The organism is Vreelandella sp. EE27, assembly GCF_968206495.1.
In genome coordinates this window covers 1,342,608-1,363,199 of the sequence record NZ_OZ309109.1, presented here as the reverse complement: position 1 = coordinate 1,363,199, position 20,592 = coordinate 1,342,608, and the positions used below count along the sequence as shown (strand labels likewise).

21 protein-coding genes are annotated in these 20,592 nt (G+C 60.7%); 6 read left to right on the top strand and 15 right to left on the bottom strand.

Annotation, left to right across the window (positions count from 1 at the left end):
* Positions 1–2: 2 nt before the first annotated feature.
* The 9 genes from ACWHVV_RS06560 to ACWHVV_RS06520 all read right to left on the bottom strand — a co-directional run bounded on the left by ACWHVV_RS06560 (position 3) and on the right by ACWHVV_RS06520 (position 7,584).
* The gene (locus ACWHVV_RS06560) at positions 3–1,265 is read right to left on the bottom strand and encodes a SufS family cysteine desulfurase (protein ID WP_447928616.1); all 1,263 of its coding nucleotides are present in this window, start codon (positions 1,263–1,265) and stop codon (positions 3–5) included.
* Between the two features lie 27 nt (positions 1,266–1,292).
* On the bottom strand, positions 1,293–2,633 hold the full coding sequence (sufD, locus tag ACWHVV_RS06555) for a Fe-S cluster assembly protein SufD (protein WP_447928615.1): 1,341 nt from the start codon (positions 2,631–2,633) through the stop codon (positions 1,293–1,295).
* A complete protein-coding gene (gene sufC, locus ACWHVV_RS06550) occupies positions 2,630–3,379 on the bottom strand; it encodes a Fe-S cluster assembly ATPase SufC (RefSeq protein WP_447928614.1) in 750 nt (249 codons plus the stop codon). Before sufC ends, sufD begins: the two co-directional genes overlap by 4 nt.
* A gap of 68 nt (positions 3,380–3,447) precedes the next feature.
* On the bottom strand, positions 3,448–4,890 hold the full coding sequence (sufB, locus tag ACWHVV_RS06545) for a Fe-S cluster assembly protein SufB (RefSeq protein ID WP_447928613.1): 1,443 nt from the start codon (positions 4,888–4,890) through the stop codon (positions 3,448–3,450).
* 71 nt (positions 4,891–4,961) lie between these two features.
* Entirely contained in the window at positions 4,962–5,426 is a 465-nt protein-coding gene (locus tag ACWHVV_RS06540; protein WP_447928612.1) for an SUF system Fe-S cluster assembly regulator, read from the bottom strand.
* 214 nt (positions 5,427–5,640) lie between these two features.
* Positions 5,641–5,979, bottom strand: coding sequence for a zinc ribbon domain-containing protein YjdM (locus ACWHVV_RS06535; protein ID WP_447928611.1), 339 nt, complete (start codon positions 5,977–5,979; stop codon positions 5,641–5,643).
* A 75-nt stretch (positions 5,980–6,054) separates the two neighbouring features.
* The gene (locus ACWHVV_RS06530; RefSeq protein ID WP_447928610.1) at positions 6,055–6,528 is read right to left on the bottom strand and encodes a YbhB/YbcL family Raf kinase inhibitor-like protein; all 474 of its coding nucleotides are present in this window, start codon (positions 6,526–6,528) and stop codon (positions 6,055–6,057) included.
* A gap of 71 nt (positions 6,529–6,599) precedes the next feature.
* On the bottom strand, positions 6,600–7,139 hold the full coding sequence (locus ACWHVV_RS06525) for a hypothetical protein (RefSeq protein ID WP_447928609.1): 540 nt from the start codon (positions 7,137–7,139) through the stop codon (positions 6,600–6,602).
* Positions 7,140–7,212: 73 nt separating this feature from the next.
* Complete coding sequence (locus tag ACWHVV_RS06520) at positions 7,213–7,584, bottom strand: thiol-disulfide oxidoreductase DCC family protein (protein WP_447895634.1); 372 nt, start codon at positions 7,582–7,584, stop codon at positions 7,213–7,215.
* 73 nt (positions 7,585–7,657) lie between these two features.
* Here ACWHVV_RS06520 and ACWHVV_RS06515 point away from each other — a divergent pair, with 73 nt between their 5' ends.
* Entirely contained in the window at positions 7,658–8,119 is a 462-nt protein-coding gene (locus tag ACWHVV_RS06515; RefSeq protein WP_447928608.1) for a flavodoxin family protein, read from the top strand.
* A 49-nt stretch (positions 8,120–8,168) separates the two neighbouring features.
* On the opposite strand, the gene fadA is transcribed toward ACWHVV_RS06515, so the two are convergent.
* Both fadA and fadB read right to left on the bottom strand, forming a co-directional pair.
* The gene (gene fadA, locus ACWHVV_RS06510) at positions 8,169–9,347 is read right to left on the bottom strand and encodes an acetyl-CoA C-acyltransferase FadA (protein ID WP_447928607.1); all 1,179 of its coding nucleotides are present in this window, start codon (positions 9,345–9,347) and stop codon (positions 8,169–8,171) included.
* Positions 9,348–9,371: 24 nt separating this feature from the next.
* On the bottom strand, positions 9,372–11,543 hold the full coding sequence (gene fadB, locus ACWHVV_RS06505) for a fatty acid oxidation complex subunit alpha FadB (protein WP_447928606.1): 2,172 nt from the start codon (positions 11,541–11,543) through the stop codon (positions 9,372–9,374).
* Positions 11,544–11,814: 271 nt separating this feature from the next.
* Between fadB and ACWHVV_RS06500 the strand changes: the two genes are divergently transcribed.
* Together ACWHVV_RS06500 and slyA are read left to right on the top strand one after the other, a co-directional pair.
* Positions 11,815–12,966: a DUF5924 family protein gene (locus ACWHVV_RS06500; protein ID WP_447928605.1), complete on the top strand. Its 1,152-nt coding sequence runs from the start codon at positions 11,815–11,817 to the stop codon at positions 12,964–12,966.
* Positions 12,967–13,039: 73 nt separating this feature from the next.
* On the top strand, positions 13,040–13,492 hold the full coding sequence (gene slyA / locus ACWHVV_RS06495) for a transcriptional regulator SlyA (protein WP_447528341.1): 453 nt from the start codon (positions 13,040–13,042) through the stop codon (positions 13,490–13,492).
* A 44-nt stretch (positions 13,493–13,536) separates the two neighbouring features.
* On the opposite strand, the gene ACWHVV_RS06490 is transcribed toward slyA, so the two are convergent.
* Positions 13,537–14,055, bottom strand: coding sequence for a preprotein translocase subunit YajC (locus tag ACWHVV_RS06490; protein ID WP_447928604.1), 519 nt, complete (start codon positions 14,053–14,055; stop codon positions 13,537–13,539).
* A gap of 151 nt (positions 14,056–14,206) precedes the next feature.
* Here ACWHVV_RS06490 and ACWHVV_RS06485 point away from each other — a divergent pair, with 151 nt between their 5' ends.
* Positions 14,207–14,659, top strand: coding sequence for a universal stress protein (locus tag ACWHVV_RS06485; RefSeq protein ID WP_447928603.1), 453 nt, complete (start codon positions 14,207–14,209; stop codon positions 14,657–14,659).
* 44 nt (positions 14,660–14,703) lie between these two features.
* On the opposite strand, the gene ACWHVV_RS06480 is transcribed toward ACWHVV_RS06485, so the two are convergent.
* Both ACWHVV_RS06480 and ACWHVV_RS06475 read right to left on the bottom strand, forming a co-directional pair.
* Entirely contained in the window at positions 14,704–16,620 is a 1,917-nt protein-coding gene (locus ACWHVV_RS06480; protein WP_447928602.1) for an ATP-binding cassette domain-containing protein, read from the bottom strand.
* An 89-nt stretch (positions 16,621–16,709) separates the two neighbouring features.
* Positions 16,710–18,362 (bottom strand): fatty acid--CoA ligase, encoded by a 1,653-nt coding sequence (locus ACWHVV_RS06475; protein ID WP_447928601.1) that lies wholly within the window; start codon positions 18,360–18,362, stop codon positions 16,710–16,712.
* Positions 18,363–18,548: 186 nt separating this feature from the next.
* Here ACWHVV_RS06475 and ACWHVV_RS06470 point away from each other — a divergent pair, with 186 nt between their 5' ends.
* Positions 18,549–19,409 (top strand): TatD family hydrolase, encoded by an 861-nt coding sequence (locus tag ACWHVV_RS06470; RefSeq protein WP_447928600.1) that lies wholly within the window; start codon positions 18,549–18,551, stop codon positions 19,407–19,409.
* A 2-nt stretch (positions 19,410–19,411) separates the two neighbouring features.
* Positions 19,412–19,897 (top strand): hypothetical protein, encoded by a 486-nt coding sequence (locus ACWHVV_RS06465; protein ID WP_447928599.1) that lies wholly within the window; start codon positions 19,412–19,414, stop codon positions 19,895–19,897.
* Here ACWHVV_RS06465 and ACWHVV_RS06460 read toward each other — a convergent pair.
* Positions 19,894–20,454: an elongation factor P hydroxylase gene (locus ACWHVV_RS06460; RefSeq protein ID WP_447928598.1), complete on the bottom strand. Its 561-nt coding sequence runs from the start codon at positions 20,452–20,454 to the stop codon at positions 19,894–19,896. The two genes, ACWHVV_RS06465 and ACWHVV_RS06460, sit on opposite strands and share 4 nt — an antisense overlap.
* Positions 20,455–20,592: the final 138 nt, after the last annotated feature.

Here is a 20,592-nt window from a genome sequence, read left to right as displayed (position 1 = left end):
CGCTATCTCACCATTCCAATGACCCGTTTAAGCGCGGCGACGAAAATGTCGATCTCTTCCAGCGTATTATACGCGGCAAACGACGCGCGACACGTGGCTTCGACACCAAAATGGTGTAAAAGCGGCTGGGCGCAGTGGTGGCCGGTACGAATGGCCACACCCAACTGGTCGATCAAAAGCCCGATATCCTGGGAGTGGGCGCCGTCGACCACGAAGGACAATACCCCGGCCTTGTGCGGCGCGGTACCGATGATCCTGAGCCCGTCGATCTCGCTAACGCCCTGGGTGGCGTGATCCAAAAGCGTGGCTTCCCACTGGCCGATCTTGCTCACGCCGACGCCCTCGACCCACTCGAGCGCCTGCCCCATGGCGATGACCTCGGCAATCGCCGGGGTGCCCGCCTCGAACTTGTGCGGGGTCTCGGCAAACACGGTACCCGCGTCGAAAGAGACGGTCTTGATCATCTCGCCGCCCCCCTGCCAGGGCGGCATGGCATCCAATAGCGCCTTCTTGCCGTAAAGCGCGCCGGCCCCGGTGGGCCCGTACACTTTATGGCCGGAGAACGCGTAGAAATCCGCGTCCAGATCCTGAACATCGATCTTCTGGTGGGGGGCGGCCTGGGCGCCATCGACCAGTATCAAGGCGCCGTGCTGGTGGGCCAGGCGCGCCAGCTCCTTCACCGGGTTGATGGTACCCAAGGCGTTGGAGACGTGGTTCACCGCGACCAGTTTCGTGCGCTCGCTCAAAAGCGCCTGGTAGGCGTCCATATCGAGCGCCCCATCCGCGTCTACCGGAATCACCTTCAGGGTAAACCCTCGCTCGGCGGCCAGCATCTGCCAAGGCACGATGTTGGAGTGGTGCTCCAGCATCGAGATCAACACTTCGTCACCCTTGGCGAGGTTTTGGCGGCCCCAGCTCTGCGCCACCAGGTTGATCGCCTCGGTGGTGCCTCGGGTGAAGATGATCTGGCGCGTGTCTTCGGCGTTCAAAAACGCCTTGACCCTGGCGCGGGTGCCCTCGAAGGCCGCGGTCGCTTCATCGGCCAGCGTATGCAGGCCACGGTGAATGTTGGCATTGAACCGCGAATAGTAATCGTCGAACACGTCGATCACTCGTTGAGGCGTCTGGCTCGTCGCGGCGTTATCCAGATACACCAGGGGCTTGCCGTGAACTTCCCGGTGCAGTACCGGGAACTGTTCGCGCAGCGCCTTCACATCAAAAAGCGCATCAAACGCCGAGCGCGTCTCAATCGCGGTGTCGAACATGGCTCGCTCCTCTCACTGGTTAAACGCTTACTCGTTAAGCGCGGCGGCAATTTCAACCAGACCCGCCAGGTTGAAGCGCTCGGGTAGCTTGCCGGCCACGGCCAGTTCGACCCGCTCGGCAATCGCATCGAGGGTGACCTGCTCGAGCACTTCGCCGGCGAAGGCCAGGGTCAAAAGTCCACGCGCGGTGGCTTCGTCGATACCCCGGGTACGCAGCGCGTAGACCGCCTCTTCGTCGAGCTGGCCGGTGGTCGTGCCGTGGGAGCACTTGACGTCATCGGCGTAGATTTCGAGTTCGGGCTTGGCGTCGATGTGCGCGCGGTCCGAGAGCAGCAGGTTCTGGTTGCTCTGAAAGCCTTCGATCTTCTGGCTGTCACGCTTGACATAAACCCGGCCGTTGAACACGCCGTGGGCGCGGTCGCCCAGGATGCCCTTGTAGTTCTCGTTGGAGAACGTCAGCGGCGCGTTGTGGTTCACCTTGGTGTGGTTATCCACGTGCTGGCGGCCCTGACCGAAGAACAGCCCGTACAGGTTGGTATAGGCGTTTTCGCCGTTGAGATCAGCGATGATGTCGTTACGCGCCAGCGCCCCGCCCAGGTTCAGATTATACGAGGTGTAGACGCTGTCGCGGCTCTGCTCGACGTGAATGCTGGCGACGTGGAAATCCCCCAGCGGCGCTTCCTGAAGCTTGTAGTGGTTCAGGATGGCGCCACGGTCGAGCATCAGCTCGGCGACCACGTTGGTGAAGTTGGTGGCATTCGTCTCACCAGCGTAATGCTCGATGACGGTCGCCTCACTACGCCCACCGGCCTCGACCAGAATGCGCGGGTGGCTCATTACCGCCTCGCCCTCGCGGGAGAGAAACTGCAGGATAATCGGCTTTTCCACCACGGTATTAGGTGCGATGCGCACCACAGCGCCCTCTTCCATAAAGGCGGTGTTGAGCGCGGCAAAGGCGGAAAAGTCGACGCTGGTCAGCCGACCCAGGGGGCCGCCGACCGCTTCGTGATTCTCTTCGAGCGCTTTGGAGAGCGTGATTACCTGCACGCCTTCCGGCAGCGAGTCGGCGTCAGAAAGCGCTTTGGAAAAAACACCGTCGACGAAGCTCAACCGATACGCTTCGATTGGTAACGTCAGCGCCGCCGCCTGGGCCTGGGAGAACTCGGCGCTGTCGGCCAAAGCGAAGTTGCTTTGAGCGATGGCGCGCACGTCGGTGTATTTCCACTCTTCGTCACGGCGGGTGGGAAAGCCCACCGCCTCGAAGCGCGCGGCACCCGCCTGGCGGCGCGCGGCGATCCAGCTCGGCTCGCCGCTGTAGTGCGTGCTGCGCGTTTTCAGGGTGTCCAAAAACGTTTGGGTGTCGCTCATGCCACGGACTCCTCGATACCTTCGTACCCGTTCGCCTCGAGCTCTTTAGCAAGTTCGGCATCGCCGGTTTTAACGATGCGGCCATCGACCAGTACGTGCACTTTATCCGGCACGATGTAGTCGAGCAGGCGCTGGTAGTGCGTCACCAGCAAAATGGCGCGCTCCTGAGCGCGCAGACTGTTCACGCCGTCGGCCACGACCTTCATGGCGTCGATATCGAGCCCTGAGTCGATTTCGTCGAGCATGGCAAGCTTGGGCTGCAGCACGAGCATCTGCAGGATCTCGTTGCGCTTTTTCTCGCCGCCGGAAAAGCCTTCGTTGACCGCGCGCTGCAAAAAGCTTGCGTCCATTTTCATGAAACCAAGCTTCTCTTTGATTAGCTTCATGAATTCCGGGGCCGGCATTTCGCCTTCACCGCGGGCCGCACGCTGGGCGTTGAGCGCCGATTTCAAAAGGTAGATGTTCTTCACCCCCGGAATCTCGACCGGGTATTGGAAGCCGAGCAGCAGACCCGCCTGGGCGCGCTCTTCGATCTCCATCTCGAGCACGTCCTTGCCTTCGAACGTGATACTGCCCTGGGTGACTTCGTAGCCGTCCTTGCCCGCGATGACAGCGGAAAGGGTCGATTTGCCCGCGCCGTTGGGGCCCATGATGGCGTGGACTTCGCCGGCGTTGATGGTCAGCGTCAGGCCCTTGAGGATTTCGTTGCCTTCGACGGTGACGTGTAAATCGTTAACTTCCAACATAGTATTAGCCCTTCAAAATCTTGCGGGTCGCCGCGGCGACGCTTGACAGTAAATGGTGGCGCAGGCGCTTAGCCGACCGCGCCTTCCAGGGTCACGTTCAAAAGCGCTTCGGCTTCGACGGCGAACTCCATGGGGAGCTCCTGGAAAACGTCCTTGCAGAAACCGTTGACGATCATGCTGACCGCATCTTCTTCGCTGATACCCCGGCTCTGGCAGTAGAACAGCTGGTCTTCGCCGATCTTGGAGGTCGTCGCCTCGTGCTCGATCTTGGCGGTGCTGTTGCCGATTTCCTGGTACGGGAAGGTATGCGCGCCGCAGGTATCGCCGATAAGAAGCGAATCGCACTGGGTAAAGTTACGCGCGCCCTTCGCCCGCGGGCCAATCTTCACAAGGCCGCGGTAGGACTGATCGCTGCGCCCGGCGGAGATACCCTTGGCGACGATATAAGAGCGTGTGCCCTCGCCGACGTGGATCATCTTGGTGCCGGTGTCCGCCTGCTGGCGCCCGTTGGTCACGGCCACGGAGTAGAACTCACCGATACTGTCCTTGCCGCGCAGCACACAGGAGGGGTACTTCCAGGTGATCGCCGAGCCGGTTTCGACCTGGGTCCAGCTGATGCGCGCACGGTCGCCGCGGCACTCGCCGCGCTTGGTGACGAAGTTATAGATACCGCCCTTACCGTTCTCGTCGCCCGGGTACCAGTTCTGCACCGTCGAGTATTTGATGTAGGCGTCATCGAGTGCCACCAGCTCGACCACCGCGGCGTGGAGCTGGTTCTCGTCGCGCATCGGCGCGGTGCAGCCTTCGAGATAAGAAACCTCGGCGCGGCTTTCGCAGATGATCAGCGTACGCTCGAACTGGCCGGTATTGGCCGCGTTGATGCGGAAATAGGTGGAGAGCTCCATCGGGCAGGTCACGCCTTCCGGTACGAACACGAAGGAGCCGTCGGTAAACACCGCCGAGTTGAGCGCGGCGAAGTAGTTGTCCGCCTTCGGCACCACGGTGCCCAGGTACTGTTTGATCAGTTCCGGGTAGTCGCGAATCGCCTCGGAAATCGAGCAGAAAATCACGCCCGCCTCGGCCAGCTCCTTTTTGAAGGTCGTGGCCACCGACACCGAGTCGAACACCGCATCGACGGCGACACCGGCAAGGGCGGCGCGCTCGTGGAGCGGAATGCCGAGCTTCTCGTAGGTTTCCAGAAGCTTGGGGTCGACTTCGTCAAGGCTCTGCGGCATGTCTTCCGGGCGCTTGGGTGCGCTGAAGTAGGAAATCTCCTGGTAGTCGATCGGCGGGTAGTCCAGATGCGCCCAGGAGGGCTCTTCCATTTTCAGCCACTGGCGATAGGCGTCCAAACGCCACTCGAGCATCCACTCCGGCTCGCCCTTCTTCTTGGAGATAAAGGCGATGGTGTTTTCGTCCAGGCCAGGTGGCAGCGTATCGCTTTCGATGTCGGTGACAAAGCCGTCCTTGTATTCACGACGAACCAACTGTTCCATTTCTTCGGTAGCCATGGTCGTACCCTCCAGGCAATTGGGTGGCGAGCCTGCTCGCCGTCCATAAAGTTAGCGCCTTTGCGAGCCTGCTAAGCAGACGCCGCCGACAGGCTGATCGTTTGAATCGGTAGCTGTATAGGCAGCTTGATCGGCGTGGTGTCCGCCAGGTGCGAAAGCGTGACGCTTTCCAATAGGGTGCGCAGCGCCATGGAAACGCGCTGCCAGTTGTCCGCGACGCCGCAGGTGGCGGCCAGCTCACACTCACCTTCGGCGTGGCTGCACTCGGTCATCGCCACCGGCCCTTCGATCGCGGTGATGATATCCGCCACGGTGATTTTCGATGCGGGCCGCGCCAGCTGGTAGCCGCCCTGGGCGCCACGCTGCGAGGTCAAAAGACCCGCCTTGACCAGCATCTTGAGCGTCTTGCTGACCGTTGGGTGGGGCAAATTGACGACCTGAGCCAGATCCGCGCCCGCGTGGGACACTTCGGGATAGCGGGCAATTTGCGCCATGACCACCGCCGCGTAGTCGGTTAGCCTAGAAAGCTTGAGCATGGGGACTCCCGGTGGGTGTCGCTTTCAATTGAGGACCATTTTAGTCCTGTATGAAAATGATGTGAAGCCCCGGACACCATGATTGAGCAAAAAGCGCTATTTCTTTGCATGATCGACGCTTTTTGAATCATAAAAGCCAATCATTCTCATTTATAGATACTATTGGACGGCCACGAAAAAGCCCGCCGGGTTAGCGGCGGGCTTCAAGATGCAATCAGGCTTTTTTGACGAACTGCGACTTCAGCTTCATGGGGCCGATACCGTCGACCTTGCAATCGATATCGTGGTCGCCGTCGACCAAACGGATGTTTTTCACTCGGGTACCGACCTTGACCACCGTCGAGCTACCCTTGACCTTCAGGTCCTTGATGACCGTGACGGTGTCGCCATCGACCAGCGGGTTGCCGTTGGCATCGCGAATGACGTTTTTGGCCTCCGCGGCTACCTCGCCCTCTTTTGACCACTCGTTGCCGCACTCGGGGCAGACGAACTGTAGGCCATCATCGTAGGTGAAAGCGGAATTACAGGCGGGACAGCTGGGCAGATCGCTCATCGAAGGCTCCATCGCGGACAAATAAAGCGATGGAGCCTACACCGATTAGGCGTTTTTCACCAGCCTTAAGCAGGCTTAGCGCTGATAGGTACCCACCAGGCGGTTCATGCCCAGAAGGTGCGGCTCGACTTCCTTAAGAAGCTCACCCAGTGTCAGGCCTTCCGGCAGCGACGTTTGACGATCCAGCGCCAGCACCCAGAAATAATAAAGGTGCTTACCGTGATTTTCCGGGGGCATGGGGCCCGCGTAGCCGGGCTTGTCGAAGTCGTTATTACCGAACGTTCCCACCGTGGCATCTTCCGAGAGCTCGGTGATATCGTCGGGCAGGTTGTAGACCAGCCAGTGTACGAAGCCGTAGGCACCGTTTTTGACCAGCGGCGCGTCCGGGTCGTGACAGACCACCGCGTACCCGCGGGTGCCTTCCGGTGCATCCTGCCAGGCGAGCGGCGGCGAGAGGTCATCGCCTTCACCGGTATACTGCGCGGGAACCGGCTGATGGTCGGTAAATGCGGAACTGGTTACTTTCATCGAAGAGAGTGCAAACGCCATGATCGGCTCCTTCGTTGCAACTATGACTGAGAATGACAGCCCGGCGGCAAACGTCTTCGCCGGCTACCGGGTTAATAGGGTTCGAGCGCGCCGGGATGGCGCTGATGCCACTGGCGGGCCTTGACTACGTTCTCGGCGTTGGTTTGCGGATTCAACGCGCCGGTAAGCTCGATATAATCGCCCTGGGTCCGGCTCGTTATCAGCGGGTCCTGGGTGGCCAACTCGAGAGCGTAAAGCGCCAGCATCAGCTCGAACGCATCGTTTGTATCCAGCCGAGCAAACAGCAGCGGTACGGCGGGCAGGCCGATCTCGCCAAGCTGCTCGGCGGCGACGTAGCGTACACCGCTGGCGCCGGGTGCGACAAACCGCTGATCGGCAAGGCGGCTAACGTAATAGGCGGCTTTCTCTTCGGGGCTTGTGATCAGTGGGGGCGTCCAGTAGACATCCGTCGTGCCATAGCGGGGCGTGGCAACGTAGGCCGGTGTTACCGGCGTGGGTTGGGGCTCGCTTTGTGGTGGCGCGGCGGGCGGCGGGGTTCGCCCCGCGCAGCCAGCGATGAGTAACGTTAGTGCCACTACGCCCGGTAAAGCCCAACAGTTTCCCTTGTTCATCACGATTCCCTATGCCGTTATCCGTTGGGCGACCGCTCGAAATCGGCCGCCTTCACTTGCCGTACGCCGGCGGCTAAGACCAGCGCCCCTGACGCTTCAACCGCTTCTCGACCCAATGGTCGTAGTAGCGGCGCAGGCCCTGCTTGATGCCGGGCAGGCCGATAATATACGCCCCGGGCGAGAGCCAGGGAATACGTTTCATGAGCAGCCGGTAAGCGTCGATGCCTTCGATGATGCGCCCATCCTCGAGTTCGATATGCAGCGAGCGAAGCGCGGTCTCCCGGGCGATGCCGTGCTTTGCGAGCGTCTGCTCGTATTCGGCGACGTCACACCAGACGACATCACGCCCGCGCTTCCCGGCGAGGCGCTCGAACCGGCGCCGCTCCCGGCGGCAAAGGGGGCATTGGCCGTCGTAATAGACGTTGATCTTGCGGGCAGAGGACATATAGGCTCTCTTGAGTGACTGCCCCTCAGTGTGGCACGTCCCCCGGCACACGCAATATGAAAGGTCCATGCCGATGAAGCGTTTACTGATCGTCGCCCACACGCCCTCCCCCAATACCCAGGCCCTTCGCGATGCGGCGGCTAAAGGCGCCCGCGATAGCGCCATCGACGCGGTGGAGTGCGTAGTGAAATCGCCCTTCGAGGCCGGCGCCGACGACGTCAACGCCTGCGACGCCATCCTTCTGGGCACCCCGGAAAACCTGGGCTACATGAGCGGCGCGTTAAAGGATTTTTTCGACCGCAGCTACTATGGCATAAGCGATGACAAACGCGGCCTGCCCTGCGCACTCTACGTGCGTGCCGGGCTGGACGGCACCGGCACCCGCCGAGCGGTCGAAAGTATCTGCAAGGGGCTGGGATGGCGTTTTGTTCAGGACCCGCTGATCCTGAAGGGCGAATGGCAAGAGGCGTTTATCGAGCAAACCCGGGAGCTTGGTCTTTATATGGCGGCGAGTCTCGACAACGGACTTTTCTAGCGTACAACGCAAAACGGCACCCGAAGGTGCCGTTTTGATAAGCGCAGTGCTACTTAAGTCGCTCGAACACCGTTGCCACGCCCTGGCCCATGCCGATACACATGGTGGCCAGGCCCAGCGTCGTGTCTTGCTGGCGCATCACGTTCAAAAGCGTGGTGCAGATGCGCGAGCCGGAGCAGCCCAGCGGGTGGCCCAGGGCGATCGCGCCGCCGTTCAGGTTGACCTTCTTGTCCAGGTCGTCCAAAAAGCCCAGATCCTTCAACACTGGAATGCCCTGGGCGGCAAATGCTTCATTGAGCTCCACGGTTTCGATGTCGCTTGCGGAAAGCCCTGCCGCTTTCAGCGCCTTTTTGGACGCCGGTACCGGGCCGTAGCCCATGATGGACGCATCGCAGCCCGCCACACCGGTGGAAAGCACCCGGGCGATCGGCTCGAGGCCCAGCGCCTGAGCGCGCTCGTAGCTCATTACCGCCATGGCGGAAGCCCCCACCGACAGCGCCGAGGAGGTACCGGCGGTGACGGTGCCGTTGCGCGGATCGAACACCGGTTTGAGCCCGGCCATCGACTCCATGCTCGCGTCGCCACGCACGACTTCGTCGTGTTTGAAGTTAACCAGGCGCCCTTCGCTGTCGTGGCCTTCGACGCCGATGATCTCGTTATCGAAATAGCCGTTCTCGTTGGCGGCCTTGGCGCGTTGGTGCGAGCGCACGCCGAAGGCGTCCTGCTCTTCGCGGGTGACGCCGTGCATCTTGCCCAAAAGCTCGGCGGTCAGGCCCATCATCATGGCGGCTTTGGCGGCGTACTTGCTGGCCGCCGGGTTGACGTCGACGCCGTGGGCCATGGGTACGTGCTCCATGTGCTCCACGCCACCGATGATGTACATGTCGCCCATGTTGGCCTTGATGTTGGCCGCGGCGATATGCAGCGCGGTCATCGACGAGCCGCAAAGGCGATTGACAGTTTGCGCCGGCACGGTACGCGGGATTCCGGTCATGATCGCCGCGTTACGCGCAATGTTCATCGACTGCTCGAGGGTCTGGTTGACGCAGCCCCAGATCACGTCGTCGACCTCAGAAGGATCCATGTTGGGGTGTCGCTCGAACAGCGCCTGCATCACCGCCGCAGAAAGGTTCTCGGCGCGGACGTTACGAAAAGCGCCGTTCTTGGCCTTGGCCATGGCAGTACGAACACCGTCGACCACCACGATATCTCTCGGATTCAAACTCATTACAATGCTCCTGTACGCGGTGACTTAGGCCTTGCCCTGATAGAAAAACTCGCCGTTTTGCGCCATCTGCTTGAGCTTTTCGGTCGGCGCGTAAAGCGGGCCGAGCTCGGCTGCGAGCTCTTCGGCCTGGGCGACGAATTTGTCCACGCCCATGGCGTCGATGTAGCGCAGTGCCCCACCGCGGAAGGGAGGGAAGCCGATGCCGTAGATCAGCGCCATGTCCGCCTCGGCGGGCGAGTCGACGATGCCGTCTTCCAGGCAGCGCACGGTTTCAAGGCAAAGCGGCGTCATCATGCGCGCGATGATATCGTCATCGGAGAACTCTTTTTGCTCGCCGGCTACTTCCTTGATCAGGGCGTAGGCCTGATCGTCGCTGACCTTCTTGGGCTTGCCCTTTTTGTCTTCCTCGTAGGCGTAGAAGCCCTTGTCGTTTTTCTGGCCCAAGCGGTCGTTTTCATACATCACCTGAATCGCGGTCTTGCTTTCGCGGGCCATACGGTCCGGGAAGCCTTCCGCCATGACGTCGTTGGCGTGCACCGCGGTGTCCATGCCGACCACGTCCAGCAGGTACGCAGGCCCCATCGGCCAGCCGAACTTCTCCATGACCTTGTCGACGTGCTGGAAGTCCGCGCCCTGCTCGACCAAAAAGCTGAAACCGCCGAAGTAGGGAAAGAGCACGCGGTTGACCAAAAAGCCGGGGCAATCGTTGACCACGATCGGCGTTTTGCCCATGGCGCGGGCATAGGCCACGGTAGCGGCGACGGCTTCATCCGAGGTTTTCTCACCGCGAATGACTTCGACCAGGGGCATGCGATGCACCGGGTTGAAAAAGTGCATGCCGCAGAAGTTTTGCGGGCGTTGCAGGTTCTGCGCCAGGCGGTTGATGGAGATCGTCGAGGTGTTCGAGGTCAAAATGGTGTTCTCACCGACGTTCTTTTCGACCTCGGTGAGCACGCCTTCTTTCACCTTCGGGTTCTCGACCACCGCCTCGACGACGAGATCGACGTTCTCGAAATCCCCATAGGAGAGCGTGGGGCGAATGTTGGTGAGCTTCTCGGCCATCTCTTCAGTGGTGAACTTTTTACGCTCGACCTGCTTGCCGAAAAGCTTGCGCGCCTCTTTCAAACCAAGCTCGATCGCTTCCGGCTTGATGTCTTTCATGATGATCGGCGTGCCCTTGGAGGCGCTCTGGTAGGCGATGCCGCCGCCCATAATGCCTGCCCCCAGTACCGCGGTCTGCTTGACCGGCTGGGCCTTCTTCTCGTACTGACCGGCCTTTTTCTTGACGACCTGGTCGTTCAGGAACAGCCCCACCAGGTTGAACGCCACCGGACTCATGGCGAGCTTGCCAAACGCCTTGGCTTCAATGGCCTGGGCACGGTCGCGCTCTTCACCGGCGCCTTTCTGGATCACCTTGATGGCCTCGATCGGCGCGGGATAGTGCGGGCCCGCCTTGCCGGCCACATACCCCTTGGCAGTCTCGAACGCCATCATCTGCTCGATGGCGTTGAGCTTAAGCGGGCCTTTTTTCTCGTCGCGGCGGCTTTGGTAATCGAGCTCGCCGGTGCTGGCGCGATCGAGCATATCGAGAGCGGCGGCGTCGAGCTGATCATGAGCGACCACGGCGTCGACGGCGCCCATTTTGAGGGCGGCCTCGGGGCGGTTTTCGGTGCCGCCGGCGATCCACTCGATGGCGTTATCCGCGCCGATGATGCGCGGTAGGCGCACACAGCCACCCCAACCCGGCAAAATGCCCAGTTTGGTTTCGGGAAGCCCCATCTTGCCCTTCTCACTCATGACGCGAAAATCGCAGGTCAGGAGCACTTCGCACCCGCCGCCCAGCGCCAAGCCGTTGATCGCGGCCACGGTGGGAAACGGCAGGTCTTCGATGGCGTTAAAAATCGTGTGAACCTTCTGGTTCATCTCGACCAGATACTCTTCGCCCTTGTCGAACAGCGAATGGAACTCGGTGATATCCGCCCCGACGATGAAGACGTCCTTGGCGCTTTTGATCATCAACCCTTTCAAGCCGGTTTCGGACTCGATCGCGCTGACCGCCTCACCCAGTTGTGCAATGACGGCGCTCGAAAGCTTGTTGATGGACTCATCTTTCAAATCGAAAGTGAGCACTGCGATGCTATTGCCACCTTGGGTGTCACGACGCTCCACCGTGATGGCGTTGCCTTGATAGATCATCCGCGCTATCTCCACAGGTACGGGCTCTACAGATTCGGGCAGGCTACCCCGCAGGCGGCCTGCCGCGTATTTCATACGGTCGTTTGATCGCTTAAGCTTGGTTGACTTGCCATGTAACGTCAAGCCTTCCAAAGGCGGGTATGACGCTGTGACTGCGCATATAAAGCGATGTTCAAGAGTCCGGGCCTTGCAGCGCAAGGGTCAGCGAAGCACTATCGACTTTCGTTGCAAACCCGGAGATTATAGACGTTTACCATTTGAGTTGACCTCCATGGGCGCTTTTTTAACCCCCTCCCGCGTGGCCGCCTTACAAAGGCGCGCTGAACGTATCGTTGTGCTCGTCAAGCCCTGGACGTTTCTCTGGCCGCCGATTGCTTTTGCCGCGGGCCTTGGCAGTTTCTTTCTGGTGGACCGCCAGCAGTGGCTAGGTGCGGCACTGGCGCTTGGACTTTTGTTCGCCTGGGCACTGATGCTCTCGGAAAGCGTGCTTTCCCGCGTACTGAGAAAGCGCGGCCAGGAAGGACTGCCGCGCATGGTGACCACCTTCGTTGCCCAGATGATTCACCAGGAAACGCTTTTTTTCACCCTGCCCTTCATTTTGATTACCACGGTGTGGAACAGCGGCCAACTGCTGTTTGCGCTGCTGGTCGTGGCGATGGCGGTTCTCTCGATCGTCGACCCGCTCTACTACAAGTTAGCCGGCCACTCGCGAAGTCTCTACTTTCTATTCCACGCCCAGTGCGTTTTTCTGGTCGTGCTGGTGATACTGCCGATCATGCTACACCTGACCACCGGGCAGAGTCTGGTGCTCGCCCTGGGGTTGACCGTGCTGATCGCGCTGCCAAGCTTCTGGCATCTGGTGAAAAAGCGCTCGCTTCTGCGCTGGTGCCTGTTTTTATCGCTGCTGCTGACGCTGGCCTTTGCCGGCTGGCTGGGCCGGGTGTGGGTGCCGCCGGCCACGCTTTGGATGACCAGCAGCGCGCTCTCGCCCGATTTCGATATCCAGCAGCGAAGCCCTTTAGGGGAGATGGCGCTAACGCCCGACGCCCTTGCCGGTAACGGGCTCTACGTTTACACCGCCATTCGCGCCCCTCGGGGGTTGAGCGAAACCATCCACCACGTCTGGCATCACAACGGCCAACGAATGGATAGCGTCGAGCTCGATATCAGCGGCGGGCGCGAGCAAGGGTACCGGGCCTGGAGCCACAAGCTCAACTTCCCTGCCGAACCCACCGGCGACTGGCGAATCGATATCATGACCGCGGGCGGCCAGCGATTGGGATTGATCCGTTTCGTGGTGGCCGAAGAGCCCGACCAGGCGAGTCTGGCCGACGGTCGAATACGTGCAAGCGGGCTAAGCCGGTTGAATTTAGGGCGTTTTATCCCCGGGCGTAGCGAAGGCCCGGAGGACGAGGCGAAGTAGTATTGCGCCAGGTGCTTGCATTCAGCGTTCCAGGTTATGACAATTTACTTAACACACTTATGGGCAGCGACTTATGGCTTCATCAATTGGTTTTCGAATTGCGCGTTTACCGCACCTATGGCGCTCTATTCTGGATCGAAGACTGGCGCCGCTTGGCCTGACCCAGACCCGCTGGGTCACCCTTTATCACTTGTGGCGCCTGGGCGAAGGCCACCCCCAGTGCGATCTGGCCAAGGTCATCGGGGTCGAGGCGCCATCGCTGGTGCGTACCCTGGGACAGTTGGAATCCCAAGGGCTGATCGAGCGCCGCGCCTGCGATAACGATCGCCGCAGCAAGCGCATCTACCTGACGCCAGAGGCGATGCCGCTACTCGAAAAAATCGATAACGTTGCCAAACAGGCGCGGGAAGAGATTTTCGAAGGGTTGAGCGACGAGGAAGTCGAAAAGCTCAATGAGGGGCTGGCGATCATCGAGGCCAACGCACTGGCCATTCAGGCCCGGGACCAGGAAGGCCCCGGGGTGTAGAGGCGGGGCTTAAAGACAGAGAGCTTAAAGACAGAGCTAACGACCTAGCGGCCGTGGCTCGATAAAGCCAAATGGTCGGCCTGGCCGCCAAGCGAGTGAGTGATCGCCCTGAACGCCGTCAGATAGCTTTCAAAACGCGCGGCATCCTGAGACTCCCACCACCAGAGCGTGAGCGTCTGCGCGTTGGACTCGATCACCAAAGCGTCCTTGGGCAGACGCTCCAGCAACGCTTTTAGCGCGGCCTCGGCCTCTTCGGGTAGCGGCCTAAGAGGTGCGATGCGCCAGCGCCAGCCGGCGTGAAACGCGTCCAGTGCTTCGCTTGCATGACTTTCCCGCAGCAGCACGAAATCCGGGCCCGGCGCGTTTTGCGCGTAAGCCCAGCGATAAGCGGGCATGGTCCCTTTGAATCCGTGCAGCGGTGGGGAGGCCATTTTAACGCCCACTTTCTGCTGGCGGGCATAGGCCCTTAGCTTGACCTGGCGTTTTTGACGCGGGCTGGGCTTTAGCCACATGACCGGCGAGACAATAAACATCAAAACCGCCACCACGATTAACCATGCCATTCGGCCATTCTCCTGCAAACGCTTTAACCCGGCGTCGCTGTGTGCGTTAAAAAACCTTGATTCAGATCGTTGTTAAGCCTTGGCGCAGCGCTTAAAGTAAACATTACCCAACAAAGGTGCCCTTTGTTGCTTATTGCGAAGGAGATGGGCCATGAGCTATCACCATATTCTGGTCGCGGTCGATTTGACCAAGGATTCCCACAAGGTGCTCGAGCGCGCGATTGCCGTATCTCAGCGTAACGAGCACGCCAAAATCTCGATCATGCACACCCTGGAGCCGTTGGGGTTCGCCTACGGCGGCGATATTCCCATGGATCTGACCAGCATTCAGGATCAACTGGACGATCACGCCAAAAAGCGCCTCGCCGAGATCGCGATGCCCCACGTCCAGCCGGAAGACCAGCACGTGGTCGTGGGTATGCCGGATACGGAAATTCACCGCTTCGCGGGCGACCACGGGGTCGATTTGATCGTCGTGGGCTCCCATGGGCGCCACGGTTTTGCCCTGCTGCTCGGTTCCACCTCGACCGGGGTGCTGCACGGTGCGCCCTGCGACGTGCTCGCAGTGCGCGTAGGCCACAAAGGCGAACAGACCGACGAGTAAGCAATCGGGCGCCCTTTCGGGCGCCCTGCCTTCGCCTGAACCGCTTAGCCGTTGGCCATCGCCTCGAGTTCCATCCAGCGTTCCATGGCACTTTCCAGGCGCGCCTGAACGCCCTCCATTTCCTGGAGCTTCGCGGTCACCTCGGTAGCGGGTTTTTGATAAAACCCAGGATCTCCCACGGTTTGCTCCAGCGCCGCCACCTCGCTTTCCAGCTTTTCGATCTCGCCGGGTAGGCTATCCAGCTCGCGCTGTAGCTTGTAAGAGAGCTTGGCCTGCTTTTTGGGAGGCTCGCTTTTTGGCTTTTCGCTGTCTTTTGGCGTCTCTTTGCTGGTCGGCTCGGTATGCTGACGCGCCGCGCCTTCCCAGGGCGCCGGGGGGAGCTTGCCGCCCTGGCGGATCCAGTCGGTATAACCGCCCACGTATTCCCGTACCACGCCTTCGCCCTCGAAGGCGAACATGCTGGTCACCACGTGATCCATGAAGGTTCGGTCGTGGGAAACCAGCAGGAGCGTGCCGTCGAAATCGAGCAGCAGCTCTTCCAAAAGCTCCAGGGTTTCCATATCCAGGTCGTTGGTCGGCTCATCGAGCACCAGCACGTTGGCCGGCTGGGTGAAGAGCTTGGCCAGCAGCAGCCGGTTGGACTCACCGCCAGAGAGCGCCTTCACTGGCTGGCGCACCCGGTCCGGGGTGAACAGGAAATCCTGAAGGTAGCTCATCACGTGGCGGTCGCGCCCGCCAACGCTGACCCGGTCGCTGCCCTGGGCCACGTTGTCGTAAACGGTTTTTTCGAGCTCGAGCCCGGCGCGCAGCTGATCGAAGTAAGCGACTTTGAGGTTGGTGCCCAGTTGAACGCTGCCCTCGGTCGGCTCGAGCTCGCCCAGCAGGATTTTCAACAGCGTCGTCTTGCCCGCGCCGTTGCGGCCCAAAAAGCCGATGCGATCGCCGCGCATGATCTCGAGGTTCAGGTCATCGAGAATGGTGTCGGCGCCAAAGCGCTGGGTCACGCCCTTGAGCTCGACCACGCGCTTACCGGTACGCTCGCCGCTGTCCACAGAAAGGTTCGCGCTGCCCTGGCGCTCGCGACGCTGGCTGCGCTCGTTGCGCATGGCTTCCAACGCGCGCACACGGCCTTCGTTACGGGTACGTCGCGCCTTGATGCCCTGGCGAATCCAGGTCTCTTCCTGGGCGAGCTTTTTATCGAACTCGGCGTGCTCGCGCGCCTCCACTTCGAGCTCGTGCTGTTTGCGCGCCTGGTACTCTTCGTACTTGCCCGGGTAGCGGCCAAGCTTGCCCCGGTCGAGCTCCAGAATGTTGGTCGCCAGTTTGGACAAGAACGCCCGGTCGTGGGTAATCAGTAACACGGCGCCGTTGAAGGCGAGAAGCTGCTCCTCGAGCCAGGCGATGGTGTCCAGGTCCAGGTGGTTGGTGGGCTCGTCCAGAAGCAGTAGATCCGGCTCGGAGACCAGCGCCCGGGCCAGCGCTACCCGCCGGCGCCAACCGCCGGAGAGCGCATTCATCTCGGCTTCCGGCGGCAGCCCCAGGCGGGTGAGCACTACATCGATACGTTGGTGAAACGACCAGCCGTCGATTTCCTCGATGCGCGTTTGCAGTTTGGCCATCCGGTTCATGTCCGGGTCCGGGGCGTTGATCAGCTGGTGATACTCCGAGAGCAGCTCGCCCGCCTCGGGCAAGCCCATGGCCACCACATCGAAAATCGTCATACCGGAAGATTCCGGCAGCTCTTGGGCGAGCACGCCCACTTTCAAGCCCGGGGCGCGCCAAACCGTACCGTCATCCGCTTGGATATCGCCGGCCACCAGCTTTAAAAGCGTCGACTTACCGGTGCCGTTGCGACCCACCAGTGCCAGCCGCTCGCCCTTCTCTACCGTAAGCTCGGCGCGGTCCAGCAGGGTTTGTGTGCCATAGGCCAGTTGCAGCTGTTCAAGTCGTAACAGGGTCACGCAGTATCCTCCATCGTCGTGTGGCGCACAGTGTAACGCATGGCCCTGGCGAACGGGGAAATCGAATCACCGCATGTTAAGAGCGCCCTTTAGAGCGCGCTGCGAATACGCTTTTTGTCCAGTTTGCCGACGCTGGTCTTGGGAATTTCGTCGACGACATGCACCTCTTCCGGGATAGCCCAGCGATTGAGCTTGCCCTGCTCGACCAGCGGCGTTAAAAAGGCCTTGAGCGAGGCGGGCGTGGGCGGATTATCGACATCCCGCGGTACGATCCAGGTCGCGGGGCGCTCGCCCCACTTGTCATCGTTCACCCCGATGACCGCCACTTCCGCGACCTCCGGGCTCTGGCTGATATGGTTTTCAAGATCCAGCGATGAAAGCCACTCGCCGCCGGTCTTGATGACATCCTTGATACGGTCGCTAATCGACAGAAATCCGGCTTCGTCCAGCGAGCCAACGTCGCCGGTGTAGAGCCAGCCATCCCGCCAGAGTGCTTCGCTGCGCTCTTCTTCCTTGTAGTAGCCTTGCGTCAACCAGGGCGCCTTGACCCGCACTTCGCCCACGCTTTTGCCATCCTGGGCAAGCGGGTTGCCATCGGTATCGACGACCTGAATGCTGACAAAGGGCGTGGGCAGGCCCGCCTTGCAGCGCCAGGGCAGCTGGGTTTCGAATGAGGCTCGTTCGACGTGACGCGGCAATACGTCGACGGTCAACAGCGGGCAGGTTTCCGACATGCCGTAGGCGCTTCGCGTATCGATACCCAAATCCCAGGCCCGCGCTGCCAAGCGCTGGGTCAAGGCGCTGCCGCCGACCAGTACTTTCCAGCCGCTTAGATCCACCTTTTGTGAGGCGACCTCCTCGGTGCTGACGACCATATTGAGAAGCGTCGGCACGCAGTGGGAGAAATCGACCTTCTCTTCCACCAATAACCGGACCAGCATCTCGGGCTCGTAGCGCCCCGGGTAGACCTGGGTGGCGCCCAACAGGGTCGCGGTATAGGGCACGCCCCAGGCGTGAACGTGAAACATCGGGGTGATCGGCATGTACACCTTGTCCCGGCTGAGAAGCTCGACACCCGATGCCTGAAACAGGCTTGCCTCGTTCAGGGTGTGCAGTACCAGCTGGCGGTGGGTAAAAAAGACGCCCTTGGGGTTGCCCGTCGTCCCGGTGGTGTAAAAGAGCGTGGCCACGGCGTTTTCATCGAAATCCGGAAAATCGTAGTGACCCGGCTTGTCGGCGATCAGTGCTTCGAACTCGCCGGCGAGGTTCAACGTGGTCTTCATCTCTCGCGGTGTCTCCTGGCAGAGCACGTAGCCGCGCACCTTCTCGAGCTTGTCGGCCAGCGGCTCCAGCAGGGGTACGAAATCTTCGTGAACAATGACGAAGACATCCTCGGCGTGTTCCATGGTGTAGCGAATCTGCTCCGGCGCCAGGCGGATATTCACGGTATGCAGCACCGCGCCGATCATGGGAATGGCGAAAAAGCACTCCAGGTAGCGGTGACTGTCCCAGTCCAGCACCGCCACCACGTCGCCCGCCTCGACGCCCTGGGCCTTGAGCATGTGAGCCAGTTGATGAACGCGCTCACTAAAGCGGCGGTAGTCGTGACGCCCCTGATCGCGGTAGACGATCTGGTTGTCCCCGGCCATGCGTACCCCGGCTTCAAGAAGCGACTTGATCAGTAGCGAAGGAGTGCTGGCCGAGGGAGTCGACGGAAGGATTTTAGGCGTGATCGTGGTCATCGGCGCGTTCCATTATAGGGTATTGTCAAACGTCGGATTGTCGACACTAGTGTCGATGGCCGCCGATGTTGACGCAATACATCTCGCCCTCCCCTTTGGTATTAGCCGCCTTCGCCGTTAAAACGTTACAATGCGCCATTGCCCGCCTTTTGATTAGATCACCCCATGAGCAAAGAGGAGTCTGGTTTGACAGCCACCCATGCGGAGTCGTTATTACCCGAGGCGCTCGAGTTTCGCCCTCGCGAGGCGCTGGTGGATATCGGAGCCAACCTCACCCACGAAAGCTTCGAGCGCGACCTGGAGGCGGTGATTAGCCGCGCCCGGGCCGCCAACGTGACCACCCTGATCGTCACCGGCACCGATGTGGCCCACGCCGAGCAGGCGATTGCCTTGGCCGAGCGCTTTCCCGGCCTGTACGCCACCGCCGGTGTCCATCCTCACGATGCCAGCCGCTGGAATCAGGACATTGCTCGGCAAATGGCGGCGCTGCACAAAGAGCGCGCCGTCGTCGCGGTCGGTGAGTGTGGGCTGGATTTCAACCGCAATTTCTCCACGCCCCAGGCCCAGGAGAAAGCGTTCGAGGCCCAACTAGGGCTTGCCGCGGAAAGCGGCCTGCCGCTGTTTCTTCATGAGCGAGACGCCGGCCCGCGCATGCGCGAGATCCTCAAGGCCTGGCGCGACGATATCAGCCAAGCGGTGATCCACTGCTTTACCGGTGAGGCGGCAACGCTTTACGGCTATCTGGATCTCGACCTGCACATCGGCCTGACCGGCTGGATCTGCGACGAGCGCCGCGGCCATCACCTTCGAGCGCTGGTGAAAGACATTCCGCTCAACCGGCTGATGATCGAGACCGACTGCCCGTACCTTTTGCCGCGTAACCTGCCGGCCAAGCTTAAAGGCCGCCGCCACGAGCCGGCGCTGCTGCCCTGGATCGCCAAAGAGATCGCCCACTGGCATAGCGTCGACGAAGACACCCTCGCTCTCGAAACCACCCGTACCGCCCAGCGCTTTTTCAACCTCGACAGCGCCCCGAAGGAGACGTAAAAGTGGCCGATTTACCTGGATTTATCGCCATCGAAACCGGCGAAGAAGATGGCCTGCCGCTAGCCATTGCCTGGTCGCTAAAAGATGGGCGCATCAAGCAGACGCTGATTCAGCCCGACGACAGCTGGATCGACGAAGATTCCAACGTCTCCGGCGCTTACAGCATCGAAGAACTCGAAAGCCTGGGCGTAAGCCCCTTGGACGTTATCCGCGAGCTCGAGACCGACCACTTCTCGTCCACGCTCTATACAAGCGACAACGGCGAAGACGAGGCCGCGCTTGCCCGGCTTTTCGATACCTACGGGCTCGACCCCTTTGTCGAGCTCGCCCCGGCGCATGTGCTCTACGACCGGCTGACCAACGGCGAGTGGCATCGCCTGCGCACCGACACCTTTAGTGACCGGGGCCTCGAACCCATGCGCGCCGAGCATGAAGTCGAGGTGATGCTCGCTATGCACCAGCGCCTTAACGAGCGCGACGAAGACTAATCGAGCGCCTCGATACCCGCTTCGATGGCGCCGGGGATCGACGCGCCGTGTTGGTAAAAGCGCGTAAGGGCATGGCGGAAAGCGTTGGCGCGCTTTGGCAGACACTCCTCTTCATAGCGCGCGGCGCGGGCCAACACCTTTGCTTCGAACGCTTGACGGTCGACTTCCGCCTCACCACCCAGGTTATCGACGCTTACGTTGAACGTTCGTCCGCAGGCACGGGTAAGCAGATACTCCAGCGCCTGGGGAGCGATTTCGGCCTTTTCGAAGGCCGCTTGCTGGTCGGTGTCGCGCCCGTCGGGTAGATACCAATAGCCATAGTCCTCTAGCTGGCGGCGTTTCTCGCCGGCGATACACCAGTGACTGATTTCGTGCAGGGCGCTGGCGAAAAAGCCATGGGCAAAAATGATCTGGTGGTACGGTGTGGTAGCGCTTGCCGGTAGATACAGTGGCTCGTCACCGCCCTTGATCAGCCGGGTGTGGTAGGTGGATGCGAACACGCCATCGAACAGCGCCGTCATATCCGCAAGCGTCCAACGCTCAAGAGTCTTTGTCACTATCGCTTCGCTTTCATGGTTAAAAGAGGCAGGTAAACGTAATACTGGCGCCGCCGCAGCCGGTGTTTTAAACGCCTTCTTCAGGCGCAAATTTCAGCGGAATTTGCTACGCTAGCGCCCTTTCATGACCCCCTCACC

Bases quoted from the DNA above. Each gene is read 5' to 3' on its own strand.
- ACWHVV_RS06560 (WP_447928616.1), bottom strand. From the start codon at position 1,265: ATGTTCGACACCGCGATTGAGACGCGCTCGGCGTTTGATGCGCTTTTT.
- sufD (WP_447928615.1), bottom strand. From the start codon at position 2,633: ATGAGCGACACCCAAACGTTTTTGGACACCCTGAAAACGCGCAGCACG.
- sufC (WP_447928614.1), bottom strand. From the start codon at position 3,379: ATGTTGGAAGTTAACGATTTACACGTCACCGTCGAAGGCAACGAAATC.
- sufB (WP_447928613.1), bottom strand. From the start codon at position 4,890: ATGGCTACCGAAGAAATGGAACAGTTGGTTCGTCGTGAATACAAGGAC.
- ACWHVV_RS06540 (WP_447928612.1), bottom strand. From the start codon at position 5,426: ATGCTCAAGCTTTCTAGGCTAACCGACTACGCGGCGGTGGTCATGGCG.
- ACWHVV_RS06535 (WP_447928611.1), bottom strand. From the start codon at position 5,979: ATGAGCGATCTGCCCAGCTGTCCCGCCTGTAATTCCGCTTTCACCTAC.
- ACWHVV_RS06530 (WP_447928610.1), bottom strand. From the start codon at position 6,528: ATGGCGTTTGCACTCTCTTCGATGAAAGTAACCAGTTCCGCATTTACC.
- ACWHVV_RS06525 (WP_447928609.1), bottom strand. From the start codon at position 7,139: ATGAACAAGGGAAACTGTTGGGCTTTACCGGGCGTAGTGGCACTAACG.
- ACWHVV_RS06520 (WP_447895634.1), bottom strand. From the start codon at position 7,584: ATGTCCTCTGCCCGCAAGATCAACGTCTATTACGACGGCCAATGCCCC.
- ACWHVV_RS06515 (WP_447928608.1), top strand. From the start codon at position 7,658: ATGAAGCGTTTACTGATCGTCGCCCACACGCCCTCCCCCAATACCCAG.
- fadA (WP_447928607.1), bottom strand. From the start codon at position 9,347: ATGAGTTTGAATCCGAGAGATATCGTGGTGGTCGACGGTGTTCGTACT.
- fadB (WP_447928606.1), bottom strand. From the start codon at position 11,543: ATGATCTATCAAGGCAACGCCATCACGGTGGAGCGTCGTGACACCCAA.
- ACWHVV_RS06500 (WP_447928605.1), top strand. From the start codon at position 11,815: ATGGGCGCTTTTTTAACCCCCTCCCGCGTGGCCGCCTTACAAAGGCGC.
- slyA (WP_447528341.1), top strand. From the start codon at position 13,040: ATGGCTTCATCAATTGGTTTTCGAATTGCGCGTTTACCGCACCTATGG.
- ACWHVV_RS06490 (WP_447928604.1), bottom strand. From the start codon at position 14,055: ATGGCATGGTTAATCGTGGTGGCGGTTTTGATGTTTATTGTCTCGCCG.
- ACWHVV_RS06485 (WP_447928603.1), top strand. From the start codon at position 14,207: ATGAGCTATCACCATATTCTGGTCGCGGTCGATTTGACCAAGGATTCC.
- ACWHVV_RS06475 (WP_447928601.1), bottom strand. From the start codon at position 18,362: ATGACCACGATCACGCCTAAAATCCTTCCGTCGACTCCCTCGGCCAGC.